This window comes from Gloeotrichia echinulata CP02 (assembly GCA_038087035.1).
Taxonomy (GTDB): Bacteria; Cyanobacteriota; Cyanobacteriia; order Cyanobacteriales; family Nostocaceae; genus Gloeotrichia; species Gloeotrichia echinulata.
Genome location: CP051187.1, coordinates 3364627 through 3383340, shown reverse-complemented (window position 1 = coordinate 3383340; position 18714 = coordinate 3364627). Strand labels below are relative to the sequence as shown.

The following is an 18714-nucleotide window of genomic DNA, read 5'->3' as shown; positions in this document are numbered from 1 at the left end:
AATGAGTAATGAGTAATGAGTAATGAGTAATGAGTAATGAGTAATGAGTAATGAGTAATGAGTAATGAGTAATGACAAATGACCAATGACCAATGACAAATGACAAATGACAAATGACCAATGACAAATGACCAATGACAAATTACCAATGACAAATTACCAATGACAAATGACAAATGACCAATGACAAATGACCAATGACAAATTACCAATGACAAATTACCAGAAATATCCTGGTTGTATGGTTGTCTGGCGGGTGGTGGAGTTGTAATTTAGAAGGTATTCGTGGGCGATCGCTTCGTTTTGGCGTAGTGTTTCAATTTCTTTTTTGCCAATTTCGGTGTCGGTGGATAATAAAATTACTTGATGGCTGGCGGATGGAAAGTAACGTTCTACTAAGTTATGGCGATGGGAGGAGTCTAATCTGCCTAGTGGTGTGTCGATTGCTACTGGTAATCTGTGACCGGAGACTTTAGCTAGTCCCCAGAGAAAGGCGATCGCTAGTAGTTGTTTTTCGCCAGCAGAAAGGCGATGTTTGGGAACTGGTTTACCGTTAAAATCATAAAGAGATAGGCTGAAGCTATTCGTATCAATGGCGATGCGATGCACTAAATCTGATTTGTGTAAGAGATAAAGGAAGCTGTTTTTAACTTCTTCTTCTAATTTATTCAGTTTTCTCAAAGTTAAGCGTTCGCGGAAAAGTTTGAGTGTCTCTTGAACTTTGGCGGCGGAAGTCATAATATGTTCGTTGTTTTTATATTTGAAGTTTTGGGTGGTGTATTCATTTAATTCTTTTTTAGTTTTTTCTATTGATGCTTCTAATTCTCCTAAACGGTGACGGGTTATTTCATAATTAGCTTTGGCTGACGCAACTTGATTTTGTGCATCTTCCATAGCATCATGCAGTTTTTGATATTCTTCTGGTGCTGCGGCTGTTTGCACTTGTCTTTCGAGGGTGATAATTTCTTCTTCTTTATTTTGGAGGATTTCTAGTTGCTGTTGTGCTGTTTTTTTGGCACTGTGCAAGTAGTATATTAAATTATCTAGTTGACTTAATGCTTCATCATCTGCTAATAACCACAGTTCTTCTGACAGAGAATTTGCATATAGAGTTTCTATATCTTGGTTGAGAAATGATTTTATTGTCTCAACTTTGTCTTGTTTAAGATTTAACCCAGTCAGCCAAGTTAATAAGCGTTGATCTCGCTCAATTAACACATCTTTTGCTAATTGTACCTGTTGATGGCGAAATTCTTTCTCTCCCTGTGTTTGCACCTGGGTGAGTAAATTAGGAATCAACGCTAAGGGTAAAACCTCAGCCGCTAATTCACACATTGATTGACGCAGTTGTTCGGCTTCTGTAGATTTTTCTTTTTGTTGTCTTTCTAGTTGATTGCGTTCGGCTGCTATTTTACCACCTTCGGATATGAATTTATCAAAAGCTGTTTGCTGCTGTTTTTCTAATTCTTCTAGCTGATTTTTCAGAGATTCTAATTCCTGTGTGGTTGCTTGGTAATCTTCTTGTTGTTGCGTCAAGCGACTTTCAATTTCTTCTATATTTACCAAATCTTGAGCATCAGCACTCTCTTTGCGTTTCCGGTTGACTAATATTTCTAAATCAACTGCTAAACGTTCTGCGAGTTCTAAACCTAAAAGTCCGCGAATTGCATCTACTACAATTGGTGGTGGTGTTTCTTGTTCGGCGAGTTCCTTAACTTGTTCACCATCAAAGAGAAATAAATTAGAAATTCCTAAAGGTAGGAGATTTTCTATATACTCATCCCAGATATTAACTAAACCCGTATCCAGCCATTCATTAGCATCTAAAATTCCTAAATTGTCTTTACCCTCTTTCGGATTTTTTTCCCAAGTTCGCACGACACGGTATTTTACTGGCTGGTCGTTTTCAATATGTTCAAAAACCAATTCAATGCGGGTTTTATCCACTGGATTCGCATGACTGTTAACACATTGGTTGAGAAAATCGCTATAACTCAGATTACCACGGGTAGAACATTGGGCGCGATGTCCATAAAGCGCCAGACGAATCGCATCCATTAAAGTAGTTTTTCCCCCACCATTCATCCCACCTAATAGGATAATTGGGCGGGAGTTTTCAGCATCAATATTGGGGTCAAGATTGATTACTTGTTTTCCCGCATATGGTCCAAAGTTTTGTAATACTAGTTCAATAAATTTCATTGATTTTTGAGGTGATAAAATTCCAGTTCATAAATACGGGGCGAATCTAATTCGTGGCTACACTGGCGAAGTCCGCACTTCTCTGCGTTCGCGTTGGCGGAGACAGACGCTACGGGAACGACCGCCCTCAGTGACCACCTGCGCGGACTAAATGCACTATTTTTGGTTACTTGAGGGTCAGTTCCCAGGTGGGAATGATTGATTTTTGCGAATTCGATTCACCGGGTATTTTATTCGTCAACGCTTTCCGAATTTCCGCCTTTAAATTTCAAATTACCCCAAGTTAAAGTTTCATCACTTTTATTTTCATCGACAACATCTCCTAAAGTTAGTTGCTTCACCTTTTCCACATCGCCTTGATCGATTGCTGCTTTCAAATCGCGTCGCAAGTGAGCATTTTTTACAGCTTCTTCTTTAGATCGCGAACTTGTATTAAAGCATTTTTCTAGGGTTTCATATATACCGACGCGCCGCGCCATTTTGCGAAATTGGCGTTCTGTGTCTAACAGTTTCGCCATGAGTTCTAAATGCATTTCGTCGCCTTCACAAATCTCTTCTAATACCGCCCATTCATCGCTTCCTAGTAGACTATTACCAGCACCAGGACGGGGGTCTTTAAATTCTTCACCGGTCACTTCTTCATAAATGCGGGGTAAGCTATCATCAAATTCGTGTCTTTCTTCTAGCCAAATCCGGCGAATTTCACTCATTTCTTCTAGGGTGATTAGGGTGATGTCTCGCATATTTTCTGGCGCGGTTTGTCGAATTTGTTTTTCCACTGTTAGCAGTTTTCTGAGCCAATCTTCCCGCGCTGCTTTTACAAATGGTCCAGGAATCGGTTCAACGGATATCTCGCCTTCTAAGTTGCGCTCATACAGTTGAACATCTCCATTTCTACGCCGAAAATCTCGCCGATTTCGGTTTTCTTCAACATCTAATTCCTTACGTAAATCAAGTATAGGCTGCATCCATTCTTTTTCTTCATCATTCTGAATCATCGCTGCTAGGGATTTATCTTCACTAACCAATGTACAAACCCAGCAACCAAAACGAGAGCTACCACAACTAGGGGTAGATGTATCAACAACTAAAGGACATTCGTTATCAGCAGAAGCACCTCTATACATGGTGAATAAGTCTTTATTACTGTAATTCCAAGGGTTTTGCCATTGCATGAGATAAATCCAAACCTCATCATTTTGCCAGTCTTCTATCGGGCTGTAAACTAGAGAGTTTGGTAAATTCATGTTCGGACTGAGGCGATCGCGCACCCGCATAGCTTCTAATTTTTTCATTCTGTTAGCACGTTTTGTGCTTTCAGCTTTGCGAGTTCCTAAAACGACAATCGCTTCTCCACTGGATCGGATCACATCACGAATAAAGCGGTTAGACGGATTAATTTTTAGGCGTTCTGTACACCAGCGAAATTTTCCTCTGGGCGCTGGATAGCCTTTACCAATTAAACCCACCCAGAATGTTTCTTTAAATTCTGGCTGTAATAAATGCGGTTCAAATGGTAGTTGTTGTTCTTGCGCTTGGGATTTCATTTGTTTGATAGAATTGCGAACCCAAGCAGCAACTATAGGATTCTCTACCAGCGTATCAGTGGTGATCACATATATTTTTTTAGTTCGCTTGGAGGCTGGAAGTTCGCTAATCGCATTCCAGATCAGCTGTAAAGTTGCGGTGCTATCTTTTCCACCAGAGTAGCCGACAACCCAAGGTATTTCGTCTAAACAATACAATTCTTGAATTTCTGTGGTCAGAGCTTGGATATCTTCCACTAAATCTGCTACAGTACGCGATCGCTGTTGTTTATTTTCTTGTTGTCCTGCTGTAGCCATTTTTCCATCCCTGCTCAAATACTGGTTTTTTACAAAATCTCTCTCTCACAAACAAAGTCCGCACCGGCGGACTTTATTGAAGCGGATTTGATTTGTTAATAGCGTTTCCCGGTCTACTGAGGTATATCGTAGCCCCCTCCATCTCGTGGTGGAGGGGGTTGGGGGTGGGGTTCTTATACCTCACTCAACTGAGAACCGCTGTGTTGTCATTAAGATAACATCAAACGATACCATATTTTAAGAGTTTTTAAAAAGCTTAATAATATAAGCACATTTTTTAGCTTAAACCGCAAGAAGCCTCTCACCGAAGCGAAGGGAGGTGATGAGATGAATGGCGGGGCGGCGACGAGTTGACCCCCGACCTTTATCAACCGTCAGGTTGATCAGGGAGTGGGGTCGGGGAGGAGTCGCCATTTTTAACTTTGAGCGAGTCTATAAAGTCTTCAACTACATGAGTCATAGTTTTATCGTTTTGACTTGCATATAACCGTAGCTTATTCAATCTACGTTCTGATATTCTTAAATTTAATGCTTTGTTTTTCATACTTGCCTATACATTGTCTTTACGTTTATGTTATCCTATGTGTAGGTCGAAAACAAAGGAAAAAAATGAAGACATCATACCAGTACAAAATCAAGCCAACTAAAGAGCAATCAGCGAAAATAGATAAAACATTAGAAATGCTGCGTTGTCAGTACAATTATTTGTTGGCTCAAAGGTTTGACTGGTATGAAATGAATCGCTGCCCTATTGATAGATGTCCATTAATTTGTCACATACCAGAATTAAAAGAACAACCATTATACTACAATCAAAAAGCGTCTTTGGTTCAACTTAAAATAGATAGACATTGGTACAAAGAGATTCACTCTCAAGTATTACAGGAAGTACCTAAAAAAGTTGAATTAGCTTTTGATAGATGGTTAAAATGTGACGTTAGCGGGAAGAAGTCTGGTAGACCTAGATTCAAGGGAAAAGGGCAATATAAAACTTTTACTTATACTCAATTCAAACAGCATCACTTTGTTAAAAACAAAATCACTCTGTCAAAGATTGGGGATGTTAAAGTAATTGTTCATCGACCAATACCCGATGGATTTGATATTAAAACCGTATCTGTTACCAAAAAAGCAGATGGCTATTATGTAACCTTGAGCCTTGATGACAAGACGGTTCCCACAATTAAGTCCGATTTCAATCCTGATAATATTGTTGGAATTGATGTAGGTTTGATTGATTTTTATGTAGCTGATGACGGTTCTAGAATTGCTGCACCAAAACATCTACGCAAAGCTGAACGTAAATTAAAATCAGCACAGCGTAAGGTATCAAGACGTAAAAAAGGTTCATTACGTCGTAAAAAAGCTATTCAAAAATTGGGCAAACAACATAAAAAAGTTGCCGATACTCGCAGAGACTTTCACTTTAAAATAGCCAAGTCACTGCTTGACAAATATGATGTTGTTGCTGTTGAAAAGTTGAATATCAAAGGACTCGTTAAAACTAGACTGGCTAAAAGTATTAATGATGCTGGTTGGAGTCAGTTTGTAAGAATACTTTCTTTCAAAGCCGAAAATGCTGGTTTAAAAGTAATAGCTGTAAATCCAAATGGCACAAGCCAAGAATGTTCTAACTGTGGTAACAAAGTTAAAAAAGCGTTATCCCATTCGCGAAGCGTGTCGTAGACAAGAATGCACAATTGTCCTGTTTGTCATACAAGTTTGTGCAGGGATTTGAATGCGGCTATAAACATAAAGAGCCGTGGGGCACACGGTCTTAAAGCTCAATTAATGTCCTCGTAGAGGAGTCGTTGAGAAGCCTACACTTACTGCGAAGCAGAAGTGTAGGAGATGTCACAAAATGTAAGCTGTCCTATACCTGCCATTTTTCAAAAATAACATGAAAGACAACATATCTAACCCAAGTGACATCGCTAGAGAGTACCTGGAACGAGACAACAAGGACAAACAGGTACTAGCTTTACTTTTGGAGAAGTTCCTGGGGAGAAAAGATCAGATTCTCGTTCAGAAAACCGAGATGGGTGGAACTGAGGCTTATATTGGTTCTGTCACTCTAGAATGGTTTGCGGGTCGTGTTCACTTCGCCTCTGGCTTACCATTGTTTCAGAAAAAGTACAATCCTGACACTGATAATATCGAGATTGACGCCGATAGCATTGATGAAATTCAGCAGCGTCCCCTTGATTGGTCACGACAAGCACCCCTGGTACAATATTTAGCAGCTCGTAAAAATCACAAGTTTCCGCCAGTATTGGTAGTAATTAATCAACCTTGGGTGGATAATCCTCAAGCTGCTGAGTGGGATAGTCAGGGAATAGCGAGAAAATCTACCACCGATTTCACACCTCTAGATCAAGATGGTAAAGTAGGTTTACTCAATATTTCTGAGGATAATGTCACTATTTACGCCCTCGATGGTCAACACCGACTCATGGGGGTACAGGGACTAATGGAGTTAATTAAAACTAGCAAACTCCAGCGTTATAAAAAGGATAAGACGGCTGACGACAATTTTATTACTGTGTCTGATTTAATAGAACAATATCAAGTAGACCCAGCTTACCTGCAAAGCTTACCTAAAGAAAAAATTGGCATTGAATTTATCTGTGCGGTTGCGCCAGGAGAAACCCGCATCCAAGCCAGACGAAGAGTGAGATCTATTTTTGTCCATGTTAACTTAATGGCTGCACCTTTAACTAAAGGTCAATTAGCACAACTAAATGAGGATGATGGTTTTGCAATTGTGTCCAGAAAAATAGCCACTACTCATCCACTTTTAGCACAACAACAAAATCGCAACCCGCGTGTAAATTGGAATAGTGCAACCGTCGCAGCTAATTCTACAGTTTTGACCACATTGCAAGCTTTGCAAGATATGTCTGAGCGATATTTAGGGCAAAAATTCCCTCATTGGAAACCCTTGGAAAAAGGTCTAATTCCCATGCGTCCAGAAAATGAAGAATTGGAGGAGGGAATTAAAGATTTTAGTCAGTTATTCGATGCTTTAGCAAGTCTTTCTAGTTATAAATTATTGGAAGGAGAAGATACACCACCTTTGCGAAGATTCAGTTTTGAAAAGGATGGGGGTGAAGGAAATATGCTTTTCCGTCCTGTGGGTCAAGTAGCAGTAGTTCAAGCTTTAGGAATTTTGGTGTTTAAAAAAGGTTTTTCACTAGCAGAAATTTCCAAGAAACTGCGGAAGTTTGACCACCAAGGCGGCTTTAGCGGGATGGAATATCCACAATCTTTATGGTACGGCGTTTTGTATGACCCTAATAAAAAACGAGTCCAAGTTGTCGGAAGAGATTTAGCAGCGAAGTTACTAATTTATATCCTTGGTGGAGTTCAAGATCAGATGGAACGTGCTGAACTTCGCAAAGCTTTAGCTGATGCTAGAACTGTCGAAAATAAAACCATAGGCTTTGATGGTAAATTTGTTGAACCCAAGCAAGTAGGACTTCCACCAATTTTATAATCGCCAGAGTTAGCAAGGTGTTGTTAGTGTGGCTTTTACGGAGGTATAGGTATAATTTAAGCGCATATAATCTTAGCTACCCCTTTCTAACTTCTACTAGTATTTATATGACTCAAACAAACCAGGATAGCAACAATAGTGTTTCGTCAGCGGTCAAAGCTGAGTTTAGCGGCTTTATTGAGCCATTTTTCTCACAATATCACCGTGATCGCTGCTATCCGGGGCTGATTTTTCAGCAGGGAAAGCGGAAAATGCTGCAAATTAATATCCCTGCTGGAGATTTTCCCGCGCTTTTAGTAGTAAAACCTGCTAAAGAAAATGATCCTGATTCAGGTAAACAACGCCCAGAAGTCCCTGGTCATGCTGAGGACATCAAAAATTATATTATAGAGCAAGCAGACAAAGGAAAACCCTGGATTCTGGGGACGCTGACGGCAAATGTACCCTTAGAGAAAATAACAGTTATCGAATTAGGTAGGGGTATTTGTATAGTTGTCATTCCTCGTGGAGTCAAGTTAGATATTACAGATGGTCAACATCGTAAGACCGCTATTCAAAAATTGATTGAAGGTGATGAAAGTCACTTAATTAGTGAGGATGATTTTCCAATTACGCTCGTTTTAGAAGAAGACCTTGACCAGTGTAAAAAAGATTTTAGAGATATGGCTCAAACTAGAAAACTAGATAAAGCGTTACTATTATCATTTGGTGTATTTGAAGGTCGTGTTGGTATTACTAAAAAACTGGTAGAAAAAGTACACATATTCTATGAAAAGACTGACAAAATTCACGATTCTCCGCGTATTAAATATAGATACATTTACACAAATAACTTCATATCTAGGGCTGTAAGTTGTGCTTTTACAAATAGCCCAGATTCTCAACTTGAAGACTATGATGTAGAGATTTCATCTCAGGCTCTAACTAATTGTCTCAATAAGTTTTTCTCTGAGTGCAATAATACAAAATATATTTCTGAGACAAACGCGAAGGATTTGACTCTTGCTGAAGTGAGGAAATTTAAGGATGAATGTCTACTAGGTGTGAGTGTTGGTCTAGAAGTTCTAGGTCGATTGCTACACTTCACTTATAATAAAAACAGCAGTTATTTTGATGAAGAAAAAATTTCCCAACTTGCACAGATAGATTGGAGGAGAACTAATCCGATTTGGAAGAATAATTTAATTAGGATAGATCCTAATGCGAAGAATCCAGATAAGTCTTATAAACTATATACTGGTGCAACTGCAGTAAGTGATGCAGTCAAGACGCTCAAGAATGAACTAGGATGGAGCGAAAACCCTTCCTATTGAAGACACCCTCATTTAAGACAGGAATTTGCTGAGATCAAATTCCTCATCTTGTTCTGATTTATTCAGGCGTTCATAACTGAGAAATAATAAAATTCGCTCAGAATAATCAACTGCTCCACGCAACTCAATTTCGAGTATTTCTAACCCTCCATTAGCGTACTCTTCAAAAATATGATTACGTTCCCTTTCATATTCTTCTTCGTTCACAGATAACACTTTAATATCTTTACTTTCATTAATAGCTAATAATTTGATTAAAATATCATTTCCCATAGAAGCAAAATACTCTATCCTGATGGGCGAAGGTTCCCGTTTAGAAATCTCCCCCAAAGGTACCCGTTTCTTATGCTTCGCACCCAAAGCAGCAGCAAACACAATCACATCAGCAAAAGTTTGAAAAGGCCCAGTTCCACCATCAGCAGAAGTTAACGCCTTCACCAAATCAGCTTTATCCTTAGCAACCCTGATTCTGCCAGTTTCCGCCATGATATTGATAATTACTTTGTTACCATATTAACTGAAATATAGGCGCAAAAGTACCCTTTTATACTTAAACTTGAGAGCGATCGCCTTCTCTTCTCTCCGCGCCTTTGCGCCTTTGCGTGAAAAAATCACCCCTCAGTTCGCACCGTCAAAACTTGCGGCGGTGTAGAATCAGGAGGATACAAAAAATCCACCTGTACTTCCCGCTTCTCGTTTCCCAACATCTTCAACCTCACCAAAGGTTCACCCAATTCTCCCCGACGCTGTACCAAATGCACATAGCGCGTGATTTCTCCACCATTATCATCCCGGTAACGCACCCGCACCGTACCCCGAAAGAAAATTTGTTCCACCCGTGGCTTTAAAAACAGCAGTCTATCAGTTCCCCCTTCATCCTTCACCGGAGTCTGTATTGATACACTCACATGGCGAATTTCATTACTAGTATTCTCTAAAGGTAAAGTTAGATTATATTCCACACCATAATTACTGTGGGCAAAGTAAGCCGTATCAGCATAGCGTTTCAGCATGGGGGCACTCTGTATTTGTCCGGTGCTAAGAGTAATTAAATGCACAGTACCCAAAGGATAAGAAAACGCCTTTCCTGGCTGCGGTATCCTCAAGGCAGATGTATTGACATTATCTGTAATTTGTGCATTCCATTGCGTCCCTTGGGAGACACCAGCGACACGACTAAAAACCGTGGGTTCTCTGGGAGGGTCGAGGGGCGTGGGTATAGGGTCGCGAATTCCTGCTAAACTGCCTGTATTTAGGAGATTTTGCCACTCGGCTAAGGTAGGAGGGCGTTCGCTATTTTTGGCTAAATTGGCTAAATACACTGGGCGATCGCTTGACAGGCGCATCATCGTCGTGCGACCATTAGATGAGGAAATTGGTAAGCTCGCCAGTATCTGAGTTTCGCCTGGTTCAATCACCACCTTTTCGGGAAAAATCCCTTGCCTAACTCCGCGTAAGACATCATTCATTGTCCGACTACCAGGGCCAGAGTAAACTGTACCTTGGGGATTTTCCAGGATATTTGGCAAAGGAATAAACGGTGCTTCCTGGGAGAGATAACTCGCTGCGTGCAATATTTGCAAAGTCGCAGGTTCATTCCCCGAATTATAGACGATGATACCTTGGTAAAGCCTGGGACTTTGGGATGGTCTAGCGGCGCGAAAGATATGATGGGAAAATAAATCAAATCTCCCTTGAAACGGATAATTTAAATGTGCTTCCTGTACCAGTTTTCCATCTGGGGGGAAGGTTGAGAGTAAAATTCCTGGGGTTGTTACCAGTTCGGGACTATTGCTGTTAAAAGTGGGGATAGTATCGAGTTTTCCAGGTAAAGCGCGTACCTCTTGCGGAAAGACTTCCACACCGGCTATATATTGTGGGGGAACCGTGTAGATATTTAACGCTCGACATATCAAGGCTGCTACTTCTCCTCTCGTAGCTCTTTGCTGGGGTTTTAGCTGTTTGATTTGGGGATAGTTGACGACGATATTGTTGATCGTAGCTTGAGCGATCGCATTTTGCGCGTAATTCGGAATTTGTCCCGCATCGTCAAAATATTGTTGTAATGTCTGCTGTGGGTTGGATACAATACTATAATTTTTCGCCCCAGCTACCACACCAATAATTTGGGCGCGAGGAATTGGCTCTTTAGGTTGGAACAGTCCACCCGGATAACCAGAAAAAAACCCCTTTTGGGAAGCAGTGGAAATTGCTTTCGCTGCCCAATAATTAGCAGGTACATCCTTATATATAGTAGCATCCCGTTTGACTGGTGCATCAGGGAAAGCATTTAGCATCAGCACCGCAGCTTCAGCCCTTGTCACCGTTGCTTCTGGGCGAAAACTACCGTCTGGGTAGCCTGTAATTAGTTTACGTTCTCCTAGTTGCTGGACACAATTTTTTGCCCAGTAAGTTTGGGTGTCAGAAAAGGCTAAGGCGTTGGAGTTTGATAGAGTTAGGAGAAAGGCGAGTGCTACGGAACTTTTTTTGAGAAACATTAACCTAGGCGTGAAAAAATCACCCATCTCGTTCAACCTCCATAATTTCAGTATACTCAAACTCATTAGGACTTTGCCGAATCAATGGATATCTTTCCTTACCCAACTGAATATAATCCTGTTCGCAATCAGGTTTGGAAGAATAATAAGTAAGTACATATTCCCTACCAATTCTCTCAGCCATTTCTTCTGCTACTTCACCGCGCCATTGCGTTTTAGTAACTAACACAATCAACTGATTCGCTAATTTGGGAATGGTTCTCGCAATGCGTCGCCGAGAAATTTCATCCAAACTACCAAAGGGCGAATCCATGACTATTGGGAAGGTGCTACTATCAGGAATCATCAGCATTTTTCGGTTTTCACTCCATTCGCGCACTCTGTCAATAATGCTAGCAATAAATGATAAACTGAGAATTTGATTCTCACCTGTAGAAGCTGCAACCGACGCTTCGATACCCGCTGTATTTTCTACTAGTGTTAGTTCATATTTATCGCTGATTTTGGGAATGTAGGGTGTAAAAGAAATCTGGGAAAATATTTCCTGTACCCGCTTTTCGAGTTGCATACGAAATTGTTTTTCTTGGCGATTACGGACTTCGGTTAACCGTTCAATTGCATCTTGGGTGGCGTAAATGCGGCGCTGTGCTAATCCTTGTCTTTCTTCGTTTACCCGCTGTTTAGCAATTTGTTTACCTAAGACATCAATTTCCGCTTTCCATTGCGAAATTTTCTGCTGATTTGCACCCTGTTCTCTATTTAATTCATCGATTTTAGTTTCAATCTGGTCTAACCGTTTCTGTAAACTGCTAATTTCTTCATTAGCATCTTTGCGTAACCGTTCTTGAAGATTATCTAATTCACCTTCAATTTGCGATATGGTTTGGCGTAACTGATTAATTCTAGCTTGTTCTTTGTCAACTTCTTGCCAAAATGCTGTTGCTTGGTTGTCAATTTCATCTACTTGAGCGCTCATCCGAATCGCCGTTTCTTCCACCGCTGAAGAACCTGCTCTATTTAACCAGATTTTTACATGTTCATGGGTATGACTCCCCGCATGTAATTCTGCACCGCAAATACAGCGTTGAGACTTAAGTAAATCGTTGACAAATTCCCGCGAAATTCCAGAGGTTAACTCACCACGCTGCTTCAAATCATTGATGATTTCGCGAAACTGTGTTGTAGTTTGGGAGAGTAAGACTGTATAACCCCGTCCAGAAATTAGTTTTTTTAGCGCTTCTCTGGTTTGTCGCAGGCTTTCTTGGTTCGCTGCTTTCTGGTTATCTAAATCTTGTCTTCTTTCTTGCAGTTCCTTGGCTGCGCTGAGTTCGCGTAGGCGGATACTCGTCTCTTTTTTAAAGGTTTTTTGGTATTCTAATTCCTGTTTGATCTCAGTTTGGCGTTTGGTGATGCGTTCAATTTCCTTTTCTATTTTTTCTTGTTCGCGCAGCAGTTTTTTAATTTCGGAATCGCCAATCGCTTTTAACTCATTTTCTAGATTTTTTTTCGCTTCTCCCAAATGTCTGATGGAACGGTTGATGACTTCCACCCCTAAAAAAATCTTTGTGGCTTCTGCAATTTCCGCTTTTTTATCAGAACGGACTATTTCTTCAATCCGTTCGCCGTCAAAGAAGAAATATTGATGTAAACTAGCAGGTAAGATTTGTCCGATAATTTCCTCTGGTTGCTGGAGGGGAAAATACCACCTTCCATCATCCCCAGCTACCTGCATCAATAATTCTGTTTTACCAATATCAAAGTCCGTTTGATTTTTATAACCCCGACACTGGCGTTTGACATTATAGCGTTTACCTTCATGTTCCCAGTTAATCTCTACCCAACATTCTACAGCTTGTCCCACTTTAGCTTCGGCGATTGCTCGCTTATTCACTAGCTGTTCAACTGAGGCAAATGCTGCACTAAATTTCTCATATAATACCCACGTAAAGGCATTCAGTAAACTGGTTTTTCCCGAACCATTATTCCCATGAAGAATCGTGGTATTGTGAACATCTCCCCCAGCTAGGTTTATCTCTGGTGTTTTACCATAAAATGACCGAAAGTTGCACAGTTTAATTGAAGTCAGCTTCATTTCACCGCTTCCTTCACAATTGCCAAAATATCATCATTAATATGACTGTTGATTTTTTTATCCAGTCGGCTTTTTTCTAAATACCATACCCGCTCAATAATCTGCTTTACTTCCGCTGGTGCGCTGTTAATTGGTTCGGTGACATCATCTATATTCGCTTCTGCTGACATCTCGGTTCTTAAATCTGTTTTTTCTTTATTTTACCCGGATTTCATCTGTCTATCCCATCGTTCAAGTCACTATTGTCCTAATCTTTAAACTTTTGCGATATGTCGCTGTGAATTTTCAAAATTTTTTTGAAGAGAAGGGGTTGTTTTCGCCGCGATTTCCTGCTATTCTAATGGAAAGCTTGATAATGGGGATACGCTAAAATTTTTAACGCGAGCTACATCCCATTATGATCAACTTCAAATATTCTCCCACATAATCCGACCAAATAATCCATTTATCAAAAATTTTTTTGTGGAGAAAAAATAATCAGAGAAGGAAGCGGTTGTCTGGCGTCTTCCCAAAAATCGAGAACTATGGAAATTTTAACAGTTCTGATAAGAGCGATCGCATCCTTCAAGTCACATTCCTCTGATCTTGAAATTCCTGGGATATGTCGCTGTGAATTTTCAAAATTTTTTGAAGAGAAGGGGTTGTTTTCGCCGCGATTTCCTGATATTCTAATGGAAAGCTTAATAATGGGGATATGCTAAAATTTTTAACGCGAGGTACATCCCATTATGATCAATTTCAAATATTCTCCCACATAATGCGACCAAATCATCCATTTATCAAAAATTTTTTTGTAAAAAAATCAAAAAAATTTCAAAAAATTCAAAGCCTCTATCCTTGTGCTGGAAATGTAGGGTTAGCCGAGGGTATCTTACTACGTTCCTTAAACCAACCTAGGAATTTTAACTTTTTTGGGCAAAACCTACGCAGTATTGAAATCCGCAGTAGGTTAAAGCAGAGGTATTTCATTTACGCCAATTGCCTAAAAAAGTAACATCTTCATAAACATCGACTAGAGGACAAGAAAAATTCAAGCTGGTTAATTGTAATTCTTGATTGTCTCTATAACTATAAAGAACCCATCTTCCTTCATAATTGCGTCGGAAACAATCAACACGTTGACGATTTTGATTAACTAAAACGTATTCTTGTAACGTGTCTAATTCTTGATAGTCACTAAATTTATCACCTCGGTCTACAGCTTCTGTAGAGGGTGATAAAACTTCAATAATTAAGCTGGGATAGCGTTTGAAATATTCAAAATTTGTATCCCTTTGGTCACAACTAACCATAATATCAGGATAGTAAAAAATATCCAGAGATTGAATACTAATTTTCATGTCAGCGACGTAAAGACGACATCCTGAACCGCGAATGTGATTTCTCAGTAGGGTGACTAAATTAGCAGTAATTGTCACATGGCTATCACTAGCCCCTGCCATTGCATAAATTTGTCCTTGGATATATTCATGTTTAATGGGGCTGGTTTTTTCAGCTTCTAGGTATGCTTCTGGGGAAATATAGGGGTGAGATTGGCTAATAGTCATAAGTAGGTCGGCGCAAATAAACATTACTGGCTTTCGCGTAGCGTCTGGGACAGGAGAGGGTCGTCATTGGTCATTTCTCATGGGTAAGGATTTTAGGCATATTTATGTTTCGTAATAGGGATGTAGCGCCTATCGGGTTACTTCTATAAATTCAAATATCCAATAAACCATAACGCTTTTGTAAGTTGAGTAACTTCATCCTCGCTTCGCCTGAATTATCAGCTAAATCAGCAAACTCGACAAAACGGCGTAACTCCTTTTTTAACAAATTCCGCTCAACTTCTAAAGTTTCTCGATCTAACTCTGGCGGTAATACAATCATGTCAAAGATGGTAGCGCGTTCCTTACCAGGGTGAGGGCGTAAAACTCGCCCGCGACGCTGGATAAATTGGCGGGGGTTTCCCGAACTTGACAAAATTACCGCAGTTTGAATTGCGGGAATATCAACGCCTTCATCTAAACAGCGAATAGCGACTAAACCCTGCAATTCACCACTTTCAAATTGATGGCGTAAAATTTCTCTTTCTTGTAAAGAAGTTTGCGCGGTGTAGGTGCTGACTTTATAACCTAATTCACCACCGAGAATTTTCGCGACGGCTTTAAGTTGGCGCAGGGATGAACGTTGTCCTGTTTCTTGGGAACCATCGCTACAATAAAAAAGTGTATGCGTTGTTTCGCGTCGAGTAGTCATTAACTCTTGCAAAGCGGTTAATTTATTTTCAGCAGTACCGATTAACCGCGCTCGTTGCATTAACAATGGCTTTAAATCTTCATGGTCTTCAAAATCCCCCACTCCTACATTTTCGCGTTCGCGGTACAAGAGCGATCGCCCAATCCTTTTGGTAAGTTTTAAATAAGCAATGCTTTCTGCCTCAGTTAATTCCACCAAAATGGGATTATATTGATAATGCACCAAAGCACCACAAGCGATCGCATCTTGCAAGGTGAACTCAGGCTCCAGAACAGGACCGAAATAATCAAACAACGATTGAGTACCAAAATCATCAAAATACCTTTCCGGTGTGGCAGACAAAGCTAATCGTAACCCCACGCGCCGTGGTAGACTTTCCTCTAACTTGGGTGCGCCTAGATTATGTGCTTCATCGCCAATAATTAAAGTCTTATCGGGAAAATACTTGAGTTGCGACTGCAAACCATCTCCAATTAATGTGGAGTTGGTGGTAATGACCGTGACAAATCGAACCGAACCAGAACGCAGATTATAAAGTTGGGTGGAAAGTTGACTTTGCCAACTGCGTAAATTCTCGAAAGCTAAAATGGGCTGCAGGTTAAATTTGTCACATTCTCGCGCCCATTGGGTGACAAGATGACGATAGGGACACACCACCAACAAGACTTGTAAGCCTATCTGTTGGTACAATTCGCAAGCGATCGCCAGTGCTGTGATTGTCTTACCACTACCAGTAGCCATTTTTAGCGTACCCCTGCCATGATTCGCAAACCAGTTAGTAATAGCTTGTCGCTGATAAGGCCGCAACTGCACAGATAAAGGTATTTTAGGACATCCTGGTAATGGTTGCTGAGTCTGATAAGTGCCCTTATTTTCCGCTACCAATGGTAGTTTTAATCGAAAAGAGGGCAGTTGTTGCACTGAATTTCGCGTCAGGTACATAAAGTGTCACTCATATTACTGGTGATGAACCCTGGGAATTAGTCAAGAGTCAAGAGTCAAGAGTCCCTAATTGTAATCACGCCATACAGCAATCAAGGAACCTTGTACTTGGACTTGCATGGCGTGGACTTCGATGGGATGATAATTGCGATTTGCGGGTTTGAGGGTAACGCGATTGTCCTGGCGATAAAAGCGCTTTAATGTGGTACCATGTCCCTCAACTCTAGCGGCGACGATGGTACCATTTTTGAGATGTTCTGGTTCTGGTACTGGACGCAAAAAGACTAAATCGCCATCAGCAATTAAGTCTTCAATCATACTGTCACCAGCTACGCGCAAAGCGTAGGTTTGGGGAGGTAAGGACAAATGAGAAACATCTAGATGATCGACCGCATCGCTAAAGGGTTCAATTAAACCCCCAGCAGCGATAGTTCCCAAAATCGGTACACCTTGTGTTGTTGTTTGTAACACTCGAATTGTTCGCGCCTTACCTTCAGTCCATTCAATGTATCCCTTGGTGCGTAAATGTTCCAAGCGGCTTTGAATCGGTGCTGGTGACTTGAGATTCATTGCGTGCATCATTTGGCGAATTGAAGGAGAATGCTGGTGGGTGCGGATATATTCACCCAGCCATTCATAAAGTTCTTGTTGAGCTTCTGTTAAACGTTCCATAATTTAGTCGGGAAGTAAATACAAATGTCTCTAGAACATTAGTACTATAAAAAACTCCCGATCACAAGATCTAACTAAAAAGATTAAAGGCAAAATCAAGATAATTTTCTTTTTTTTGCCGACATATTTTGGAGATTTTACCTTTTACTCTGCCCCTAAAATACTTGCAAGTAAAGCTTTTTGGGCGTGTAAGCGATTTTCGGCCTGATCCCAAACTCGTGATTGGGAACCTTCAATTACTGCTTCGGTAATTTCTTCACCGCGATGGGCTGGTAAGCAGTGTAAAACAATTGCCTCTGGGTCTGCAAGACTCAATAGCTGCTCGGAGATTTGGTAAGGTTGGAAAATGGGGAAGCGATCGCCTGCTTGTGATTCTTGTCCCATACTTGCCCAAACATCTGTATAGAGTACAGAAGATCCTTTAGCTGCTATTTCCGGGTCGTTGGTTAGCAGGACTTCAGTTTGATTATTGGCGATCGCCCGTGCTTGTTCTACAATTGCCCCATCTGGTTCATAGCCAGGAGGGAAAGCAACTCTGACATTCATTCCGACTAAAGCACAGCCCAACATCAACGAATTAGCCACATTATTACCATCACCGACATAAGTCAATGTTAACCCAGCCAGGGTGCCAAAGCATTCTTGAATTGTTAATAAATCAGCTAATATCTGACAAGGATGCTCTAAATCAGTCAGTGCATTAATTACAGGAATTTTGGCATACTCAGCAAAAGTTTCTAACTCCAGCTGTGCAAAAGTGCGAATTGCCAAAATATCCAGATATCGATCTAACACCCGGGCTGTATCCTGCACAGGTTCTCCACGACTCACCTGAGTGACATTGGGATTGAGATCAATTACCTGTCCACCCAGTTGGTACATCGCTACGGTAAAACTTACTCGCGTACGAGTTGACGCTTTCGAGAACAACAACCCCAACACCTTATTACATCGCAATTTTAGCTGTTGTGATTTGAGTTGGGTTGCCAATTGCAGGATTTCTTGAAGTTCCGTGGGACTGAGGTCCGCCAGACTTAATAAATCTCTTCCGATCAACGCTGCCATGCTTGTGATCTGTAAAGAACAATTCTGTTTTTCCGTTCCTTGACCCAGCTTTGTCAAAAAAATATGGCATTAAAACTTTACCAGATATTTTTCTGTCCAGTCTAGGAGTACAGTTAGCTTTCGCTATAAATTTTAATTTACCAACTTTCGCAGTGAGCAAAATCACCAATTTTTTTGTGGTTCATCACACTCCCCATAATCACTAAACCATTTAGAGGCGCAAAAATCAACGATTTAGCAAAAATATCTGATATTTTCACCTGACGCTGAAAAATTATCCGCTCAGTGGTAGACAAATCACTTGCGTGTGTTATACTTGGAAATGGCGTGGTGGTTAAAAACAACAAACTAG

Annotated in this window: 14 protein-coding genes; 3 read left to right on the top strand and 11 right to left on the bottom strand. The window is 40.6% G+C overall.

Annotated features, from left to right (window positions below; all coding sequences use genetic code 11):
- Positions 1 to 219: 219 nt before the first annotated feature.
- Positions 220 to 2202 (bottom strand): DNA sulfur modification protein DndD, encoded by a 1983-nt coding sequence (gene dndD, locus HEQ19_14965; GenBank protein ID WYM00626.1) that lies wholly within the window; start codon positions 2200 to 2202, stop codon positions 220 to 222.
- Between the two features lie 230 nt (positions 2203 to 2432).
- Positions 2433 to 4046 carry a DNA phosphorothioation system sulfurtransferase DndC gene (dndC, locus tag HEQ19_14960; GenBank protein WYM00625.1) on the bottom strand — a complete coding sequence of 538 codons (1614 nt, stop codon included), beginning with the start codon at positions 4044 to 4046 and terminating at the stop codon, positions 2433 to 2435.
- A 609-nt stretch (positions 4047 to 4655) separates the two neighbouring features.
- On the opposite strand from dndC, the gene HEQ19_14955 reads away from it, so the two are divergent.
- The 3 genes from HEQ19_14955 (at position 4656) to HEQ19_14945 (ending at position 8855) form a co-directional block, all read left to right on the top strand.
- Positions 4656 to 5732, top strand: coding sequence for a transposase (locus HEQ19_14955; GenBank protein WZI67218.1), 1077 nt, complete (start codon positions 4656 to 4658; stop codon positions 5730 to 5732).
- A gap of 214 nt (positions 5733 to 5946) precedes the next feature.
- A complete protein-coding gene (locus HEQ19_14950) occupies positions 5947 to 7542 on the top strand; it encodes a DGQHR domain-containing protein (protein WYM00624.1) in 1596 nt (531 codons plus the stop codon).
- 107 nt (positions 7543 to 7649) lie between these two features.
- Positions 7650 to 8855, top strand: a complete 1206-nt coding sequence (locus tag HEQ19_14945) for a DNA sulfur modification protein DndB (protein WYM00623.1) — start codon at positions 7650 to 7652, stop codon at positions 8853 to 8855.
- A gap of 12 nt (positions 8856 to 8867) precedes the next feature.
- Here the strand turns inward: HEQ19_14945 and HEQ19_14940 are convergent, their stop codons facing one another.
- The 9 genes from HEQ19_14940 to HEQ19_14900 all read right to left on the bottom strand — a co-directional run bounded on the left by HEQ19_14940 (position 8868) and on the right by HEQ19_14900 (position 18658).
- Positions 8868 to 9341, bottom strand: a complete 474-nt coding sequence (locus tag HEQ19_14940; protein ID WYM00622.1) for a DNA phosphorothioation-associated protein 4 — start codon at positions 9339 to 9341, stop codon at positions 8868 to 8870.
- A gap of 125 nt (positions 9342 to 9466) precedes the next feature.
- Positions 9467 to 11353 carry a DUF3370 family protein gene (locus tag HEQ19_14935; protein WYM03420.1) on the bottom strand — a complete coding sequence of 629 codons (1887 nt, stop codon included), beginning with the start codon at positions 11351 to 11353 and terminating at the stop codon, positions 9467 to 9469.
- Positions 11354 to 11372: 19 nt separating this feature from the next.
- The gene (locus HEQ19_14930; GenBank protein ID WYM00621.1) at positions 11373 to 13445 is read right to left on the bottom strand and encodes an AAA family ATPase; all 2073 of its coding nucleotides are present in this window, start codon (positions 13443 to 13445) and stop codon (positions 11373 to 11375) included.
- Positions 13442 to 13615, bottom strand: coding sequence for a hypothetical protein (locus tag HEQ19_14925; protein ID WYM00620.1), 174 nt, complete (start codon positions 13613 to 13615; stop codon positions 13442 to 13444). The genes HEQ19_14930 and HEQ19_14925 overlap by 4 nt, the downstream gene beginning before the upstream one ends.
- A 795-nt stretch (positions 13616 to 14410) precedes the next feature.
- On the bottom strand, positions 14411 to 14992 hold the full coding sequence (locus HEQ19_14920) for a Uma2 family endonuclease (GenBank protein ID WYM00619.1): 582 nt from the start codon (positions 14990 to 14992) through the stop codon (positions 14411 to 14413).
- Between the two features lie 151 nt (positions 14993 to 15143).
- Positions 15144 to 16625 carry a DNA phosphorothioation system restriction enzyme gene (locus HEQ19_14915; protein ID WYM00618.1) on the bottom strand — a complete coding sequence of 494 codons (1482 nt, stop codon included), beginning with the start codon at positions 16623 to 16625 and terminating at the stop codon, positions 15144 to 15146.
- A gap of 66 nt (positions 16626 to 16691) precedes the next feature.
- Positions 16692 to 17297: a transcriptional repressor LexA gene (gene lexA / locus HEQ19_14910; GenBank protein WYM00617.1), complete on the bottom strand. Its 606-nt coding sequence runs from the start codon at positions 17295 to 17297 to the stop codon at positions 16692 to 16694.
- 144 nt (positions 17298 to 17441) lie between these two features.
- A complete protein-coding gene (gene argF / locus HEQ19_14905) occupies positions 17442 to 18362 on the bottom strand; it encodes an ornithine carbamoyltransferase (protein WYM00616.1) in 921 nt (306 codons plus the stop codon).
- Positions 18363 to 18499: 137 nt separating this feature from the next.
- Positions 18500 to 18658 carry a hypothetical protein gene (locus HEQ19_14900; GenBank protein WYM00615.1) on the bottom strand — a complete coding sequence of 53 codons (159 nt, stop codon included), beginning with the start codon at positions 18656 to 18658 and terminating at the stop codon, positions 18500 to 18502.
- Positions 18659 to 18714: the final 56 nt, after the last annotated feature.

Excerpts from the sequence above, each read along its gene's own strand:
- HEQ19_14950 (WYM00624.1), top strand. The coding sequence starts at position 5,947 with ATGAAAGACAACATATCTAACCCAAGTGACATCGCTAGAGAGTACCTG.
- HEQ19_14925 (WYM00620.1), bottom strand. The coding sequence starts at position 13,615 with ATGTCAGCAGAAGCGAATATAGATGATGTCACCGAACCAATTAACAGC.
- lexA (WYM00617.1), bottom strand. The coding sequence starts at position 17,297 with ATGGAACGTTTAACAGAAGCTCAACAAGAACTTTATGAATGGCTGGGT.
- HEQ19_14930 (WYM00621.1), bottom strand. The coding sequence starts at position 13,445 with ATGAAGCTGACTTCAATTAAACTGTGCAACTTTCGGTCATTTTATGGT.
- dndD (WYM00626.1), bottom strand. The coding sequence starts at position 2,202 with ATGAAATTTATTGAACTAGTATTACAAAACTTTGGACCATATGCGGGA.
- HEQ19_14940 (WYM00622.1), bottom strand. The coding sequence starts at position 9,341 with ATGGCGGAAACTGGCAGAATCAGGGTTGCTAAGGATAAAGCTGATTTG.
- HEQ19_14955 (WZI67218.1), top strand. The coding sequence starts at position 4,656 with ATGAAGACATCATACCAGTACAAAATCAAGCCAACTAAAGAGCAATCA.
- HEQ19_14920 (WYM00619.1), bottom strand. The coding sequence starts at position 14,992 with ATGACTATTAGCCAATCTCACCCCTATATTTCCCCAGAAGCATACCTA.
- HEQ19_14915 (WYM00618.1), bottom strand. The coding sequence starts at position 16,625 with ATGTACCTGACGCGAAATTCAGTGCAACAACTGCCCTCTTTTCGATTA.
- dndC (WYM00625.1), bottom strand. The coding sequence starts at position 4,046 with ATGGCTACAGCAGGACAACAAGAAAATAAACAACAGCGATCGCGTACT.
- argF (WYM00616.1), bottom strand. The coding sequence starts at position 18,362 with ATGGCAGCGTTGATCGGAAGAGATTTATTAAGTCTGGCGGACCTCAGT.
- HEQ19_14945 (WYM00623.1), top strand. The coding sequence starts at position 7,650 with ATGACTCAAACAAACCAGGATAGCAACAATAGTGTTTCGTCAGCGGTC.
- HEQ19_14935 (WYM03420.1), bottom strand. The coding sequence starts at position 11,353 with ATGTTTCTCAAAAAAAGTTCCGTAGCACTCGCCTTTCTCCTAACTCTA.